Source organism: Streptomyces thermocarboxydovorans, from assembly GCF_039524635.1.
GTDB lineage: Bacteria > Actinomycetota > Actinomycetes > Streptomycetales > Streptomycetaceae > Streptomyces > Streptomyces thermocarboxydovorans.
The window spans coordinates 37782-52012 of the sequence record NZ_BAAAGU010000028.1 but is presented as its reverse complement, the minus strand read 5'-3'; the positions used below and the strand labels follow the sequence as shown (position 1 = coordinate 52012).

Sequence of the window (14231 nt, the reverse complement as noted above, 5' to 3'; positions counted from 1 at the left end):
CCCTGTCCGCCCAGACAGAATGGACCCCACGTGAGACGTCGACTGCTCGCCCTCGGTCAGCGCACCGTGCTCAGCGACAGCGCGAAGCGTCCCTCGGAGTCCGTCCACCAGCGGCTCAGCTCCAGACCCGCGGCGGCCAGTTCGGCGCGCACGCCCTCCTCGCGGAACTTCGCCGACACCTCGGTGCGCAGCTCCTCGCCCTGCGCGAAGTCCACGGCGAGATCCAGCGCGGGCACCTTCACCGTCTGCGTCGTGCGGGAGCGCAGCCGCATCTCGATCCACTCCCGCTCGGCGTCCCACAGGGCGACATGCTCGAAGGCGGCCGGATCGAAGTCGGCGCCCAGCTCCCGGTTGATCACGGTCAGCACGTTCTTGTTGAACGCCGCGGTCACCCCGGCCGCGTCGTCGTACGCCCGCACCAGCACCTGCTCGTCCTTGACCAGGTCCGTGCCGAGCAGCAGACAGTCGCCCGGCGCCAGCAGTGCCCGCACGGAGGCCAGGAACGCGGCCCGTTCGCCGGGCAGCAGATTGCCGATGGTGCCGCCGAGGAACGCCACCAGCCGCGGCCCCGGGGCCTCCGGCAGCGTCAGCCGGTCCGTGAAGTCGGCGATCAGCGCGTGCACTTCGAGGCCGGGGTGCTCGGCCACCAGCGCCTCCCCGGCCTGGCGGAGCGCGCTCTCGCTGACGTCGACGGGTATGTAGGTGTGCAGCTCGGTGAGGGCGCCGAGCAGATGCCGCGTCTTCTCCGAGGAGCCGGAGCCCAGTTCCACCAGGGTGCGGGCACCGGCCGCGGCGGCGATCTCGCCCGCGCGGGCGGAGAGGATCTCGCGCTCGGCCCGCGTGGGGTAGTACTCGGGGAGCCGGGTGATCTTCTCGAACAGTTCGCTGCCGTGGGCGTCGTAGAACCACTTCGGCGGCAGCGTCTTGGGGTCACTGGTCAGGCCCCGCAGGACGTCGGAGCGCAGGGCCGCGCCGGTGGCGTCCTCGGGCAGGGTGCGGGTGATGCGGAACGGGCTCACGTGCTCGGCTCCTTCGGTGACGCGGCTCGGGCGGGGCCCCGAGCGGGGGCGGCCGCCAGGGCGTCGGCCGGCTCTTGCAGAGGGGTGAGCAGCACCTCGGTGCGGCTCGCCGTGAGCAGGGTGCGGTCCGGGACCTCCTGCCAGTGCGGGTCGTCGTCGTAGGGCTCGGAGGCCACGACGGTGCCGCCGCCGGGCCGGGCCAGGTACCACAGGGTGTCGCCCCAGGCGGTGGCCGAGACGGTGTCCCCGTCGGTGAGCAGCAGATTGAGCCGGGACGCGGGGGCGGCCCCGGCGACCTCCAGCACCGTGTCGCCGAGCGCCTGCCCGACCGGGGCGCCGGACCGCAGCCGGGCCAGCACCAGGGCCCAGACGAACGCCGAGTCGTTGCGGGCCTCCAGCGACAGCAGCTGCTCGGGCGGCAGCACGGACACCAGCGGCGCGAGGCTGCCCGGCCAGCCGGGGACCGCCCCGTTGTGGCTGAACAGCCAGGTCCCCGCGGGGAACGGCGCCGCGGCCTCCTCCGCGTCCGCGCCCGAGAGCGTCGCGTCCCGCACGGCCGCCAGCAGCGCCCGGGTGCGGACCACCCGGGCCAGGTCGGCGAACGACGGGTCCGCCCAGACCGGCCCGGCCCGCCGGTACCTGGCCGGTACCGGATCGCCCGGCGCGTACCAGCCGACCCCGAAGCCGTCGGCGTTGACCGTGCCGTAGCCCTGGCGGCGCGGCGCCCACGACTGCCGGTACAGGCCGTGCGCCGGTTCCACCAGCAGCCGCCCCAGCGGCTCCTCCGGCCCCACGTACGCCACATGACGGCACATCAGACGTCCTCCGAGCGTGCGGTGCGGAAGCCGGAGAAGATCTGCCGCCGGATCGGGTAGTCCCAGTTGCGGAACGTTCCCCGGCAGGCCACCGGGTCCACCGCGAACGAACCGCCGCGCAGCACCTTGTAGTCGGAGCCGAAGAACACCTCCGAGTACTCCCGGTACGGAAACGCCCGGAACCCTGGGTACGGCAGGAAGTCGCTCGCCGTCCACTCCCACACGTCGCCGATCAGCTGCCGCACCCCGAGCGGCGACTCACCGGCCGGACAGCTTCCGGCGGGCGCCGGACGCAGGTGCCGCTGGCCGAGGTTGGCGTGCTCCGGGCCCGGGTCGGCGTCGCCCCACGGGTAGCGCATCGAGCGGTCGCCGGCCGGGTCGTACCGCGCGGCCTTCTCCCACTCGGCCTCGGTGGGCAGCCGCCGCCCGGCCCAGCGGGCGTAGGCGTCCGCCTCGTACCAGCACACGTGCAGCACCGGCTCGTCGGGCGGCACCACCTCGGTGACGCCGAAGCGCCGCCTGAGCCACTGCCCGCCGTCCAGGCGCCAGAACAGCGGCGCGGTGATGGAGTTGCGGCGGATGTGTGCCCAGCCCTCCGGGGTCCACCAGCGCGGGTCCCGGTAGCCGCCGCCCTCGATGAACGCCAGATAGGCGGAGTTGGTCACCGGGGTGGTGTCGATCCAGAAGGGCGCCACCTCCCGCACATGCGCGGGCCGTTCGTTGTCCAGCGCCCAGGGCTCGGTGGAGGTGCCCATGGTGAACGGCCCGCCCGGCACCAGCACTTCGGACGGTCCGGTGAACAGCGGCGCCGGGTCCGGATCGGGCGCGGTCAGCGCCTGCGGCCCCTTGCGCAGCTGGTGGGTGATCAGCATCGTCTCGTCGTGCTGCTGCTCGTGCTGCGCGATCATCCCGAAGGCGAAACCGGCCTCGGTCAGCCGGGTCCCGTCGAACGCGGTGCTCTCCAGCACGTCCAGCGCCCGGCCGCGCACCTCGGCGGCGTAGCGGCGGGCCTCGTCGGGCGGCAGCAGCGGCAGCCTGGGGCGTTCGGCGCGCGGGTGCTCGAAGGCGTCGTAGAGGCTGTCGATCTCGGGCCGTATCGCCTCCTGCCCGGCGACGGCCCGCAGCAGCCACTGCTCCTCCTGGTTGCCGATGTGCGCCAGGTCCCACACCAGCGGGGACATCAGCGGCGAGTGCTGTGCGGTCAGGTCCGGCTCGTCCACGCTCTCGGTCAGCAGGGTGGTGCGGTCGCGGGCGGTGACCAGCGAGGTGACCGCGCGCTCGCGCAGGGTCTCGGTGTCGGGGGCGAGGTCGGTCATGAGCTCAGGTCCTTCCCGTACGGGGGCTTCCCGGCGTGGAGTGCGTCGAGCAGGTCGTCGGCGGGACAGCGCCCCCGCCTGACATGGCGGTCCTCGAACGCCGCCACGGCGTCCACGACCTCACGTGCGGCGCCCAGCCGGGGCAGGGCCTCCAGGGCCGCCGCGAAGCACACGGCGGCGATCTCGCGCAGCTCCGGGTCGGCGAGGCCGGTCCGGGCCGCAGCGCGCCACAGCGGATTGTGCGGGGCCGGCCGGCCCAGGGTCCGCTCGGCCAGCGGCTTCACCGCCCGGTAGGCGGTCTCGGTGGCCTGCGGATCGTCGAACAGCGCCGCCGTCACCGCCAGCGGCACGATCCAGCCGTCGTCACCGGGCTGCGCGTCGATCATCCGCAGCTCCAGATGTCCCCGCGGCCGCACCGGCGGGAACAGAGTGGTGGCGTGGTAGTCGAGATCCTCCCGGGTGGGCGGCCGGGGCCGCCGGGACCTCGTCCACTCCCGGAAGGTCAGCGACTCCGGCACCTCCCACGGCCCGCCGTCCCGCCGTACGCACATCACCGGCGCGTTCAGCACGTGCAGGGCCCACGCACCGCGCGGGTCGGCGTCCAGCGGGGCACCGCCGGCGCGGCCGGAGCCGATCTGCGCCCAGCGCAGCTGCCGGGTGGACAGCCAGCCGGTGGCCCGGCGCCCGGCCAGCGGGGAGTTGGCGAACACAGCGACCAGGACCGCGCCGAGCTGATGCGCCAGCCACCAGCGCCGTACGTGGCCCAGCGGGCCGGGCTCCTCGTACCCGGCGTCCACACAGACCTGCACCGAGGCGGAGGTGCACATCATGGCCCGGCCGGCGGGGCCCTCCCGGTCGAGGCAGGCCTCCATGGCGTCGTAGCGCGGTTCACGCAGGTAACGTTGGGGCGAGTGCCAGGGATCGTGGCCCAGGCCGACCAGTCGCAGACCGTCCTCGCGCAGTACCGCGCGCACGGCCTCGAGGTCGGCGGAGACGGTGCCCACGCACTCGGTCAGCGACCCGGCGGGCGGCGAGCTCAGCTCCAGCTGGCCGCCGGGCTCCACGGTGAGCGCCGATCTGAGGGGCAGCGTCCGCAGCGCGGCATAGGCCGCTTCGAGTCGTTCGGACGAGACGGGGAGCTGCGGGCTGCGCAGCTCGTGAACGAGCCATTCCACCTCGACTCCGAGGCGGCTCGGCGGTCCGGTCTTGAAGCAGATGCCGCGGACCAGGGCGTCCGCCTCCGCCTCGGTGATGGCGGGAGGCGGGTCGGTACAGCCACCTGCCGATGCAGACATGTCGGGATCCTCCTGAGATACCACCATGCCGGTCCGGGCTCGGTGGCCCCGGACGGCAGCGACGCGTCCCACCCAAGACGGTGGGGGCGCCGGGCACAAGGGCGCCTGCCGACGCGTTCCCGGTCTGTCACACTCCTCTCCAGGCCCCCGGCCTGGGCTTTCTCCGGCGTTCCCAGCTCCCGGCGGGGAGGGAAACTGCGTTGCGCCGCCTCCCCAGGATCACCCAGGATGCGTGCATGAGCACGACGAGGGAGATCGCGCGGCTCCCGCACACGCCGCGCACGGGGGTCGGGGCATGAGCGGGCGCCTGCGCGATCTCGCACGAGAGACGGAGCGGATCGTGGCCGCGGGACGCTACCGCGCGCCGGACGGCCGCGAGGTGTCCCTGAGGGCGGAGCTGGACGCCGCTCTGGCCGGGACCCGGCTGTACGGCCCGGAACCGGTCCTGGTGCCGCCGTTCCGTCCCGTCGCCACCCGGTTCGAGGTGACCGGCGAGAGCAGCCTCCAGGCCGCCCGCCGCCTCGCCTCCGGCGCCGGTGCCGGCACGCCCGCCGTACTGAACTTCGCCTCCGCCCGCAACCCCGGAGGCGGCTACCTCAACGGCGCCAAGGCCCAGGAAGAGGCCCTGTGCCGCGCCTCCGCCCTGTACACCTGCCTGCTGCGCGCCCCTGAGTACTACGAGCACCACCGCGCCGATCGCGACCCCTTCTACTCGGACCGCGTCATCCACTCACCCGGTGTGCCCGTCTTCCGCGACGACCGGGGCGTGCTGCTGAACCAGCCGTTCACGTCCGGCTTCCTCACCTCGCCCGCTCCGAACGCGGGCGTCGTCCTGCGCACCGCCCCGGAGCGCGCGGACGAACTGCCCCGCGCCCTCGCGGTCCGCGCCGAGCGGGTCCTGGAGACCGCGGCCGCCCACGGCTACCGCGCGCTGGTGCTGGGCGCCTGGGGCTGCGGGGTGTTCCGCAACGACCCCGCGCAGGTGGCCGGCGCGTTCCGGGCCCTGCTGGAGCCGGGCGGGCGCTTCGCCGGGGCGTTCGCGCACGTGGTCTTCGCCATCCTGGACCGGCGCGGCGAGACCCGCGGGGCCTTCGACCGCGCCCTCGCCGGCCTGACCCGCGCGGACGCCGTACCTCAGCTCCAGCCGTGGCCGGCCTGACCCGCGCGGACGCACGCCTCAGCTCCAGCCGTAGCGCTCCCTGAGGCGGTGGCGGACCAGGTCGAAACGCATCCGGTCCAGGGCGCACGCCTCCCGGCGCATGCCCTCCTCGTGCAGGCGCAGCACCCGGTCGAGGGCCACCCAAGACGCCCGGCCGGACCGGTCCCAGGGACCGCTCCCGATCGGCACCCAGTCCGGGTCGTTGTCGTGGTCCTTGCTGGACAGCTGCACCGCGAGCAGCGTCCCCGCGGGCTCGCGGGCCACCACCAGCACCGGCCGGTCCTTGCCCCGGCCGTCCCGCTCCTCGTAGGGGACCCAGGTCCAGACGATCTCCCCCGGATCGGGGTCGCCGTCGTACGCGGGCGAGTACGCGGTGCGCACCCGGCCCACCTCGCGGGGGTCGGCCTCGGTGGTCGCGCCGGCCGAAACGGCCGGGGACGTTCTCGGGGCTGTAGGCGGTCACAGACGTACCGTACGCGGACGTGCGTGAAAGCCGGACGGCGGGTAACCCGGGAAGCGGTGGGGTCCGGCAGGGACGGCCGGGCCCTGCCCCGTCCCCGGACGACGCACCACCGCTGGGAGCTCGCCGTGACCACCGCACTGATCGTCATCGACATGATCAACACCTACGATCACAAGGACGCCGAGCTGCTGATCCCCTCCGCCGAGCCCGTCGTCCCGGTCATCGCCGACCTGCTGAAACGCGCCCGCCGCCGCGACGTCCCGGTCATCTACGTCAACGACAACTTCGGCGAGTGGCGCTCGCACCACGGGGAGCTGCTGGAGAAGGCCCTGTCCGGGCCGCACGCCCGGCTCGTCGGACCGCTGCGCCCCGACGACTCCTCCCTCTTCGTCGTCAAGGCCCGGCACTCGATCTTCTTCGAGACGCCGCTGAACTACCTGCTGAGCCAGCAGGGCATCGACCGGCTCGTGCTGTGCGGCCAGGTCACCGAGCAGTGCATCCTGTACTCCTCGCTGGACGCCCACATCCGCCACTACCAGGTCGTCGTCCCGCGCGACGCCGTCGCCCACATCCACGCCGACCTCGCCGACGCGGCGCTGCGCATGATGGAACGGAACATGGGTGCCAAGGTGTGCGAGAGCGGAGAACTGTGGAACTGAACCGTCCCGAAGACCCCGGGTCCCCCGGGGCGCCCGGCGTCCCCGTCGAGCTGCGGCCCTACCTGACCGAGCTGGTCGACCGGACGCGTGCCGTGTGCGGGGCCGAGCTGGTGAGCGTGCTCGCCGTCGGCTCCGTGGCGCTCGGGGACTACCGGCACGGACGCAGCGACGTCGACGTGACCGTCGCGGTGACACCGGGCCTTCCCGCACCGGCACTGGAGGAGCTGGCCGGCGCACTCAGTCACGCGGCCCTTCCGTGCCCCGCCGCCGGGCTCGAACTCGTCGTCTACGACGCGGACTTCACGGCCCGCCCGTCCGGCGAGGCCGGATACCTCCTCGACCTCAACACCGGTAACGGGCTGCCCGGCAAGATCAGCTACGACCCGGCCGGGTCCCAGCCCTTCTGGTACGTCATCGACCGCTCCGTGGCACGGCAGTGCGGGCTTCCGCTGTACGGCCCGCCGGCGCAGCGGGTCGTCGCCGCGCCCGAACACCCCGTACTGCTCACCGCACTTCGCGCCTCCGTCCGCGAACACGAGGAAGGGGAGGGGCACTTGGCGGACAACCGGGTGCTCAACGGCTGCCGCTCCCTGATGTTCTGCCGCACCGGCCGCTGGCTGCCCAAGCGCCGGGCCGCGGCGGCGGTGGCCGAGGCCGAGCCGGCCTTCCGGCCCCTGCTCGAAGCCGCCTTGCACAGCTTCGAACGCCCGCGCGCCGAGGCGCTCACGCTGCCTCGGGACGAGGTGCGTGTTTTCCTGAAGCGGGTGGCCGAGGGCGTGGAGGAGGCGCAGGCGGCGGCAGCCGGCGGTGCCGCACCGCGCTGACCTGCCGCGTTTCTCACGTCACGCGTCGTCGGCGCCCGTCGTGCCGCCTCGCCGACAAGCGGAACGCGCCCCTACAATTCCTGGCGACTCGTCGGGGGAGCCGTCATGGAGACCATCATCGTCCAACTGCCGGACGCCACGGATCCGCAGGACCATCTGCCCGGCCGGCCATCCGGTGACAGGGGAGGCAAGCCGCGGCTGCTGCACCTCGGGCCCGGCGACATCGTCTCCTTCGGCCGGGGGCAGCCCGGCGGCACGGACGTGGCCATCCCGCTCGACGACCCCGGAATCTCCCGTCACGCGGGCCAGTTGGAGGCGGCCGGCGACTACTGGCGGCTGTCCAACTTCAGCCGCAGCGTGTCCTACGTGGTGGAGAACCTGGAGGGCGCCGGCGAGTACCTGACCGTCGCACCGGGCCGGCTCGGCGCACCCGTGCCCTTCGAGTTCTCCCGCGTGGTGCTGCCCGCGCTGGGCGGCACCGCCTCCTTCAAGGTCTTCGCCCCGCAGCACGCCTACCTCGGCGACCGGCCGGCCGACGACCTCGGCGAGCAGACCGTGCACCCCTTCGCGCTCGACCCTACGGCCAAGTACTTCCTGGTGCTGGTCGCGCTGTGCGAGCCCCGGCTGCGCGACCCCTCGGACTCCACGCTGCCCGGCGTCGGGGAGATCGTGGAACGTCTCCGCCCGCTCGAGTCCTGCCGCGACCTCACCCGTTCGGCGGTGATGTGCCCATGACCCGGCGGATACGGGACGTGATGTCCCCGGACACCGCGTCCGTCGAACCCATGACCACGGTGGCACGGGCGGCGCGCCTGATGCGGGAGCGGGACATCGGCGACGTGCTGGTGGCCTACGACTGCGACCTCTTCGGCGTGCTCACCGACCGGGACATCGTGCTGCGCTCGGTCGCCGAGGGCGCCGACCCCGAGATCACCACCGTCGGCTCGCTCTGCTCCCGCCCGCCGCTGGTGACGGTCACCCCCGAGGACACCACCGACCACGCCGTCCGGCTGATGCGCGAGCACGCCGTGCGCCGCCTGCCCGTCGTGGAGCACGGAGGCTGCCCCGCGGGCATCGTCAGCATCGGCGACCTCGCCACCACGGAGGACCCGCACTCGGCCCTGGCCGACATCAGCAGGGCGACCCCCACCCACTGACCGGACTGCACGGCTCGCAGGACCGGACTGCTGGGACTGCCGCCGCCCTGCGCCTCACCGCCGGTACAGTCCGACCAGCGCGCCGTCGGCCACCCGCACCTTCTCCACCGCCTCGTGCACCTGCTCCGCCCGTGGCGCCTCGGGCAGCACACAGGGCCCGGACAGCGCATACAGCCGGAACACATAGCGATGCGGGTCGTCACCCGGCGGCGGATGCGGCCCGCCCCAGCCGCGCTCGCCGAACCCGTTGACGAGCTCGGTGCCACCCGGCGGCACCTGCCCCTCACCGGTCCCGTCACTGCGCGGATCGATCCCGACCACCACCCAGTGCACGAACGAGCCCGAGGGCGCATCAGGATCCTCACAGAGCAGCACCAGCTCCTTCGCCTCCTCCGGTACCCCGCTCCACCGCAGCGGAGGCGAGACGTTCGCCGCCTCGTACGCATACCGGCGCCCGATGAAGCCGCGCTCCTCGAAGGCGCCACTGCCGATGTCGATGCCGGTCATGCCCCCGGAGTACCCCTGCGGCCACGGGCCGAATCGATGCGCCCCTCCGCCGCGTCGGCGTCGTGCATCGGGCACCGGCAGAGGGGTACGCGGGGAGCGGAGAGCTGCTGGCGGGGAGAGGGAGGAGGGGCGGAGATGCGCTTCCGGGATCGTCGGCAGGCCGGGCGTGAGCTGGCCGAGCGGCTGCGTGGGCTGGGGGAGGAAGGGGGGTGGTCCGATGTGGTCGTCCTCGCTCTGCCTCGCGGTGGGGTCGCCGTGGGGCAGGAGGTGGCGCGGGCGTTCGGGGCGCCGCTGGATGTGCTGGTGGTGCGGAAGATCGGGGCGCCCTTCCACGAGGAGTACGGGGTCGGCGCCATGGCCGGTGACGAGGTTCCGCTGTTCGACCGGGAGGCCCTGTACCGGCTGGGGCTGAGCGAGGCGGATCTGGAACCGGCGGTGGAGCGGGAGCGCGCCGAGCTGCGCCGGCGCGAGGCACTGTACCGCCAGGGGCGTCCCGCGCCGGAGCTCGCGGGCCGGACGGTGATCGTGGTGGACGACGGTCTGGCCACCGGTTCGACGGCCCGGGCCGCCCTGCGTTCGGTGCGGCGGAAGGGCCCGGCCCGGCTGATCTTCGCGGTGCCGGTCGCCTCGCCGGAGGGTGCCGCGCTGATGCGGAGGGAGGCCGACGAGGTGGTGTGCCTGTCCGAGCCGGCCGGGTTCATGGCCGTCGGGCAGTGGTACGACGACTTCGAGCAGCTGACGGACGAGGACGTGCTGGCCGCGCTGCAGGAGCGCGCCGAGGGCGCCGGAGGCCGGTGAGCCGGGGCGGCAGGTGCCGCTCGGGGTCTGCCAGATCACCTTGGGGTCTTTCAGATCACCGCGTCGGCGCGGAGGGCCTCGATGGCGGCGGGGGAGTGGCCCAGTTCCGTGAGGATCGCGTCGGTGTGCTCGCCGACGGCAGGTACCGGGTCCATGCGCGGGGGCAGTCCCGCGAGGTCGGCGGGCGGGAGGAGGGCCTCGACGGTCGTGCCGCCGGGCACTTCCACCTCGCTCCAGCGGTCGCGGGCGGCGAGGACCGGGTGGTCGAGGAAGGCGGGCATGTCGTTGACGCCGGCGCAGGCGATGCCGATGGACTCCAGGTCCTTCAGCAGCTCGTCGGCGTCCGAGCGGGCGAAGCGCTCGGCGATGACGGCGTTCAGCTCCTCGCGGTGGGCGACCCGGGCGGAGCTGGTGGCGAAGCGCGGATCGTCCGTCAGGTCGGGGCGGCCCAGGAACTCGGTGCACAGCGCAGCCCACTCGCGCTCGTTCTGGATGGAGAACAGCACCTCCCGGCCGTCGGCCGCGCGGTAGGTGCCGTAGGGGGCGATGGTGGCGTGCTGGGTGCCCAGGCGTGGCGGCTGGCTGCCGCCGTAGCGGGTGTAGTAGGCGGGCTGGCCCATCCACTCGCCGAGCGCCTCGAACAGGGACACCTCCACCGGGTGCGCCTGGCCGGTGGTGGCGCGGGTGTAGAGGGCGGTCAGGATCCCGCTGTAGGCGTACATCGCGGCGGCGATGTCGGCCACGGAGATGCCGGTGCGGGCGGTGCCCTCGGGCGTGCCGGTGAGCGACACCAGCCCGGTCTGGCACTGCACCAGCATGTCGTACGCCTTGCGGTCGGCCCACGGGCCGGTGGTGCCGTAGCCGGAGATGGTGCACGGGATCAGCCGCGGGTAGCGCCGGGTCAGCTCCTCCGTGCTCAGGCCCAGGCGGTCGGCGGCGCCCGGCGCCAGGTTCTGCACGAAGACGTCCGCGCCCTCGAGCAGGCTGTGCAGGATCTCCAGGCCGCGCGGGTCCTTGAGATTGAGGGTGAGGGACTCCTTGGAGCGGTTGATCCAGACGAAATAGCTGGACTGCCCGTGCACGGTGGTGTCGTAGTGCCGGGCGAAGTCGCCCTCGCCGGGCCGCTCCACCTTGATCACCCGGGCGCCGAGGTCGGCGAGCTGCCGGGTGGCGTAGGGCGCGGCCACGGCCTGCTCCAGACTGACCACCGTGACCCCCGACAGGGGATGTTTCCGCACGCCCGTGCCTCCGCTCCCGGCGGGATCATCCGTCCCGACAGTTTCGATTAGTACGGGTGTGCTCCGCCGCCTGTCAACGCCGCCCTCGACTGGAACGTCACCGCGCATCTGGTCGCCAACGGCCTCGGCGTGGCCCTGATCCCACGCCTGGCGCACCTCACGCCGCACCTCCCGATCACCCGTGTCCGCTGCTCCGGCCATCCCCACCGCAAGCTGCTGACCGCCACCCGCGGCGGCGGCCACGCCCGCCCGGCGGTCCGAGCCGCCCTGAAGGAACTCCGGGAACTGGCGCCGACGGCGGTGGCCTGAACGGCCTGCGGGGGCGTGAGCAGACGGCGATGGCCTGATCAGACGGCGGTGGCCTTGTTCATCGCGCTCCGCGCCCGCCCCAAGGGCCTCGCGCTGCCGGTCGGTTGGCGGGCACCGGGGACCTGTCGCGGGCGTGGCGCGTCATCGGTCTGGCCAGGGGGAGCTGTGCCGTTCGCCCGCCTCATGGGCGTCGCGTTGTCCTGCCCTCGAAGCCCCCGGCTGCCCCGCGGCCCGCGCCGCAGCCTCCGCGGTCCCTAGGTGTGCTGTTCGGCGCCCAGGAGGCCGCCCGATGACCACCACGACCCTTCGCCCCGCCGCGGCGGCCGGCGCGGTCGGCACCGCCCATCCCCGCGTGGAGGGCCTGGAGAAGGTCACCGGAGCCGCCCGCTACGCCGCCGAGTTCCCGCTCCCGGGTCTCGCCCACGGCTGGCTGGTCGTCTCCCGCGTGGCCCGCGGCCGCATCCGTTCCATCGAGACCGGGCCCGTCCTGGCGATGCCCGGCGTCCTCGCCGTCCTGCACCACGGCAACGCACCCCGGCTGAACACCGACTTCGAGGGGCTGTTCGGCCGTCCCGACCAGACCGCGGCCGTCTTCCAGCACGACCGGGTGCCGCACGCGGGCTGGCCCGTCGCCCTGGTCGTCGCCGAGACGCCCGAACAGGCCCGCGAGGCCGCCGAGTCGCTCACCGTGACCTACGACGAGGAGCCGCACGACATCGCGCTCACCGCGGACCGGCCGGACGCCTGCACGGTGGACGACCACATGCCCGGGGTGACGGAGAAGGGCGACCTGGAGGCCGAACTCGCCGCCTCCGCCGCCGTCGTGGACGCCGAGTACACCACTCCCGAGGAACACCACGCGATGATGGAGCCGCACGCGGCGACCGCGCGCTGGGAGGACGGCCGGCTCGACCTCCTCGACTCCAACCAGGGCACCACCTGGGTGCAGCGCGAACTCGCCGGCCTGTTCGCGCTCGACCCCGCCGACATCCGGGTGCGCTCCGAGCACATCGGCGGCGGATTCGGCAGCAAGGGCCTGCGCGCCCACCAGGTCGCCGCCGCGATGGCCGCCCGCGTACTGGACCGGCCGGTGCGCGTGGTGCTGACCAGGCGTCAGATGTTCAGCCTCACCGGCCACCGCAGCCCCACCGTCCAGCGGGTCCGGCTCGGCGCCGACGCCGACGGACGGCTGCGCGCGCTGGAGCACCGCTCGCTGAACCGCACCTCCACCGTGCACGAGTTCCTCGAACCCGCCGCCATCCCGGCTCGGGTGATGTACGACGCGGACGCGCACCGCACGGCCATGGAGATGGTGCGCCTCGACTTGCCGTCGCCGACCTGGATGCGCGCCCCGGGTGAGGCGCCGGGCTCCTTCGCCCTGGAGTCGGCGCTCGACGAACTCGCCGAAAAGCTGGGCCTCGACCCGATCGAGCTGCGGCTGCGCAACGACCCCGAGCGCGGCCCGGTCTCCGGGCTGCCGTTCGCCGGGCGCAATCTCGCCGCCTGCTTCCGCGAGGGCGCCCGCCGGTTCGGCTGGGCCGGCCGCGACCCGCGCCCCGGCGTCCGGCGGGAGGGCCGCTGGCTGCTCGGCACCGGCACCGCCGCCGCGTCCTTCGGCGCCGGAGCGGGACCGTCCACGGCGACCCTGACCGCCGAACCCGACGGCACCTTCACTGTGCGCATCGCCGCCGCCGACATCGGCACCGGGGCCCGTACCGCCCTCACCCTGGTCGCCGCCGACGCCCTGAAAACGACACCGGACCGGGTGCGGGTGCGCATCGGCGACAGCGCCTTCGGACCGGCGATGATCGCCGGCGGCTCCACCGGCACCCGCTCCTGGTCCTGGGCGGTCATGGCGGCCGCCGAGGAGCTGCGCGAGCGGCTGGCCCTCGCCCCGGACATCCCGGCGGAGGGCATCACCGTGCGCGCCGACACCACCGAGGCGCTCGGCACCCTGTCCCAGAAGGAACGGCACTCCTTCGGCGCGCAGTTCGCCGAGGTCGCCGTCGACCCCGCCACCGGCGAGGTGCGGGTGCGCCGCATGCTCGGCATCTTCGCCGCGGGCCGCATCGTCAACCCGCTCACCGCCCGCAGCCAGCTCGTCGGCGGCATGACCTGGGGCCTGTCCATGGCCCTGCACGAGGAAGGGGTCCGCGACCGCGCCTTCGGCGGCCTGTACGGCGGCGACCTGGCCGGCTACCACATCGCCTCGCACGCCGATGTGCCGGCGATCGAGGCGGACTGGGTGGACGACCCGGACCCGGAGGACCCGGTCGGCATCAAGGGCATCGGCGAGATCGGCATCGTCGGCGCCGCGGCGGCCGTCGCCAACGCGGTCTGGCACGCCACGGGCGTACGCCACCGCCACCTGCCGATCCGCCCGGACCGGGTGATCGCGGCGGGAGCACCGGATGCTTGACATCGCCGGTGAGCTGAGCGCCTGGCTGGACGGTGGCCGTCGCTTCGCGGCGGCCACCGTCGTCGACGTCAGCGGCAGCGCCCCGCGCGGCCCCGGCGCCGCGCTCGCCGTCGACGCGGACGGCACGGTGATCGGCTCGGTGTCCGGCGGCTGCGTCGAGGGGGCGGTGTACGACCTGTGTCTGCAGGCGCTCCAGGACGGTGTCCCGGTGCTCGAACGCTTCGGGCGACCGGCCCCGGGTGAGCCGCTCCGG

Annotated in this window: 12 protein-coding genes and 4 pseudogenes; 9 read left to right on the top strand and 7 right to left on the bottom strand. The window is 74.0% G+C overall.

The window, feature by feature from the left end:
• Positions 1-56 precede the first annotated feature (56 nt).
• From egtD to egtA, 4 genes are read right to left on the bottom strand one after another with little or no spacing between them, the layout of a single operon-like run.
• Entirely contained in the window at positions 57-1019 is a 963-nt protein-coding gene (egtD, locus tag ABD198_RS14970; RefSeq protein WP_344001302.1) for an L-histidine N(alpha)-methyltransferase, read from the bottom strand.
• Entirely contained in the window at positions 1016-1834 is an 819-nt protein-coding gene (gene egtC, locus ABD198_RS14965; RefSeq protein ID WP_344001300.1) for an ergothioneine biosynthesis protein EgtC, read from the bottom strand. Before egtC ends, egtD begins: the two co-directional genes overlap by 4 nt.
• Positions 1834-3150 carry an ergothioneine biosynthesis protein EgtB gene (egtB, locus tag ABD198_RS14960; protein WP_344001298.1) on the bottom strand — a complete coding sequence of 439 codons (1317 nt, stop codon included), beginning with the start codon at positions 3148-3150 and terminating at the stop codon, positions 1834-1836. Before egtB ends, egtC begins: the two co-directional genes overlap by 1 nt.
• Complete coding sequence (gene egtA / locus ABD198_RS14955) at positions 3147-4445, bottom strand: ergothioneine biosynthesis glutamate--cysteine ligase EgtA (protein ID WP_344001296.1); 1299 nt, start codon at positions 4443-4445, stop codon at positions 3147-3149. The genes egtB and egtA overlap by 4 nt, the downstream gene beginning before the upstream one ends.
• Positions 4446-4740: 295 nt before the next feature.
• On the opposite strand from egtA, the gene ABD198_RS14950 reads away from it, so the two are divergent.
• Positions 4741-5604 (top strand): TIGR02452 family protein, encoded by an 864-nt coding sequence (locus ABD198_RS14950; protein WP_344001294.1) that lies wholly within the window; start codon positions 4741-4743, stop codon positions 5602-5604.
• Between the two features lie 18 nt (positions 5605-5622).
• Here the strand turns inward: ABD198_RS14950 and ABD198_RS14945 are convergent.
• A pseudogene (locus ABD198_RS14945) lies at positions 5623-6067 on the bottom strand (type II toxin-antitoxin system PemK/MazF family toxin).
• 152 nt (positions 6068-6219) lie between these two features.
• Here ABD198_RS14945 and ABD198_RS14940 point away from each other — a divergent pair.
• The 4 genes and pseudogenes from ABD198_RS14940 (at position 6220) to ABD198_RS14925 (ending at position 8707) form a co-directional block, all read left to right on the top strand.
• Positions 6220-6726, top strand: coding sequence for a cysteine hydrolase family protein (locus ABD198_RS14940; protein ID WP_425580479.1), 507 nt, complete (start codon positions 6220-6222; stop codon positions 6724-6726).
• Entirely contained in the window at positions 6717-7550 is an 834-nt protein-coding gene (locus ABD198_RS14935) for an aminoglycoside adenylyltransferase domain-containing protein (RefSeq protein WP_344001290.1), read from the top strand. The genes ABD198_RS14940 and ABD198_RS14935 overlap by 10 nt, the downstream gene beginning before the upstream one ends.
• Before the next feature lie 105 nt (positions 7551-7655).
• A pseudogene (locus ABD198_RS14930) lies at positions 7656-8273 on the top strand (FHA domain-containing protein); the annotation flags it as partial.
• Positions 8274-8281: 8 nt separating this feature from the next.
• Complete coding sequence (locus ABD198_RS14925; protein ID WP_344001288.1) at positions 8282-8707, top strand: CBS domain-containing protein; 426 nt, start codon at positions 8282-8284, stop codon at positions 8705-8707.
• A gap of 54 nt (positions 8708-8761) precedes the next feature.
• Here the strand turns inward: ABD198_RS14925 and ABD198_RS14920 are convergent, their stop codons facing one another.
• Positions 8762-9214 (bottom strand): YbhB/YbcL family Raf kinase inhibitor-like protein, encoded by a 453-nt coding sequence (locus tag ABD198_RS14920; RefSeq protein ID WP_344001286.1) that lies wholly within the window; start codon positions 9212-9214, stop codon positions 8762-8764.
• Between the two features lie 135 nt (positions 9215-9349).
• Here ABD198_RS14920 and ABD198_RS14915 point away from each other — a divergent pair, with 135 nt between their 5' ends.
• Positions 9350-10012, top strand: a complete 663-nt coding sequence (locus ABD198_RS14915; RefSeq protein WP_344001284.1) for a phosphoribosyltransferase — start codon at positions 9350-9352, stop codon at positions 10010-10012.
• Between the two features lie 50 nt (positions 10013-10062).
• Here ABD198_RS14915 and ABD198_RS14910 read toward each other — a convergent pair whose 3' ends face one another.
• On the bottom strand, positions 10063-11250 hold the full coding sequence (locus tag ABD198_RS14910) for a CaiB/BaiF CoA transferase family protein (protein ID WP_344001282.1): 1188 nt from the start codon (positions 11248-11250) through the stop codon (positions 10063-10065).
• 72 nt (positions 11251-11322) lie between these two features.
• Here ABD198_RS14910 and ABD198_RS14905 point away from each other — a divergent pair.
• The 3 genes and pseudogenes from ABD198_RS14905 to ABD198_RS14895 form a co-directional block, all read left to right on the top strand.
• Positions 11323-11559: pseudogene (locus ABD198_RS14905) on the top strand (LysR family transcriptional regulator); the annotation flags it as partial.
• Between the two features lie 289 nt (positions 11560-11848).
• On the top strand, positions 11849-13978 hold the full coding sequence (locus ABD198_RS14900) for a xanthine dehydrogenase family protein molybdopterin-binding subunit (protein ID WP_344001280.1): 2130 nt from the start codon (positions 11849-11851) through the stop codon (positions 13976-13978).
• Positions 13971-14204, top strand: a pseudogene (locus tag ABD198_RS14895) (XdhC family protein); the annotation flags it as partial. The gene ABD198_RS14900 and the pseudogene ABD198_RS14895, both read left to right, overlap by 8 nt.
• Positions 14205-14231: the final 27 nt, after the last annotated feature.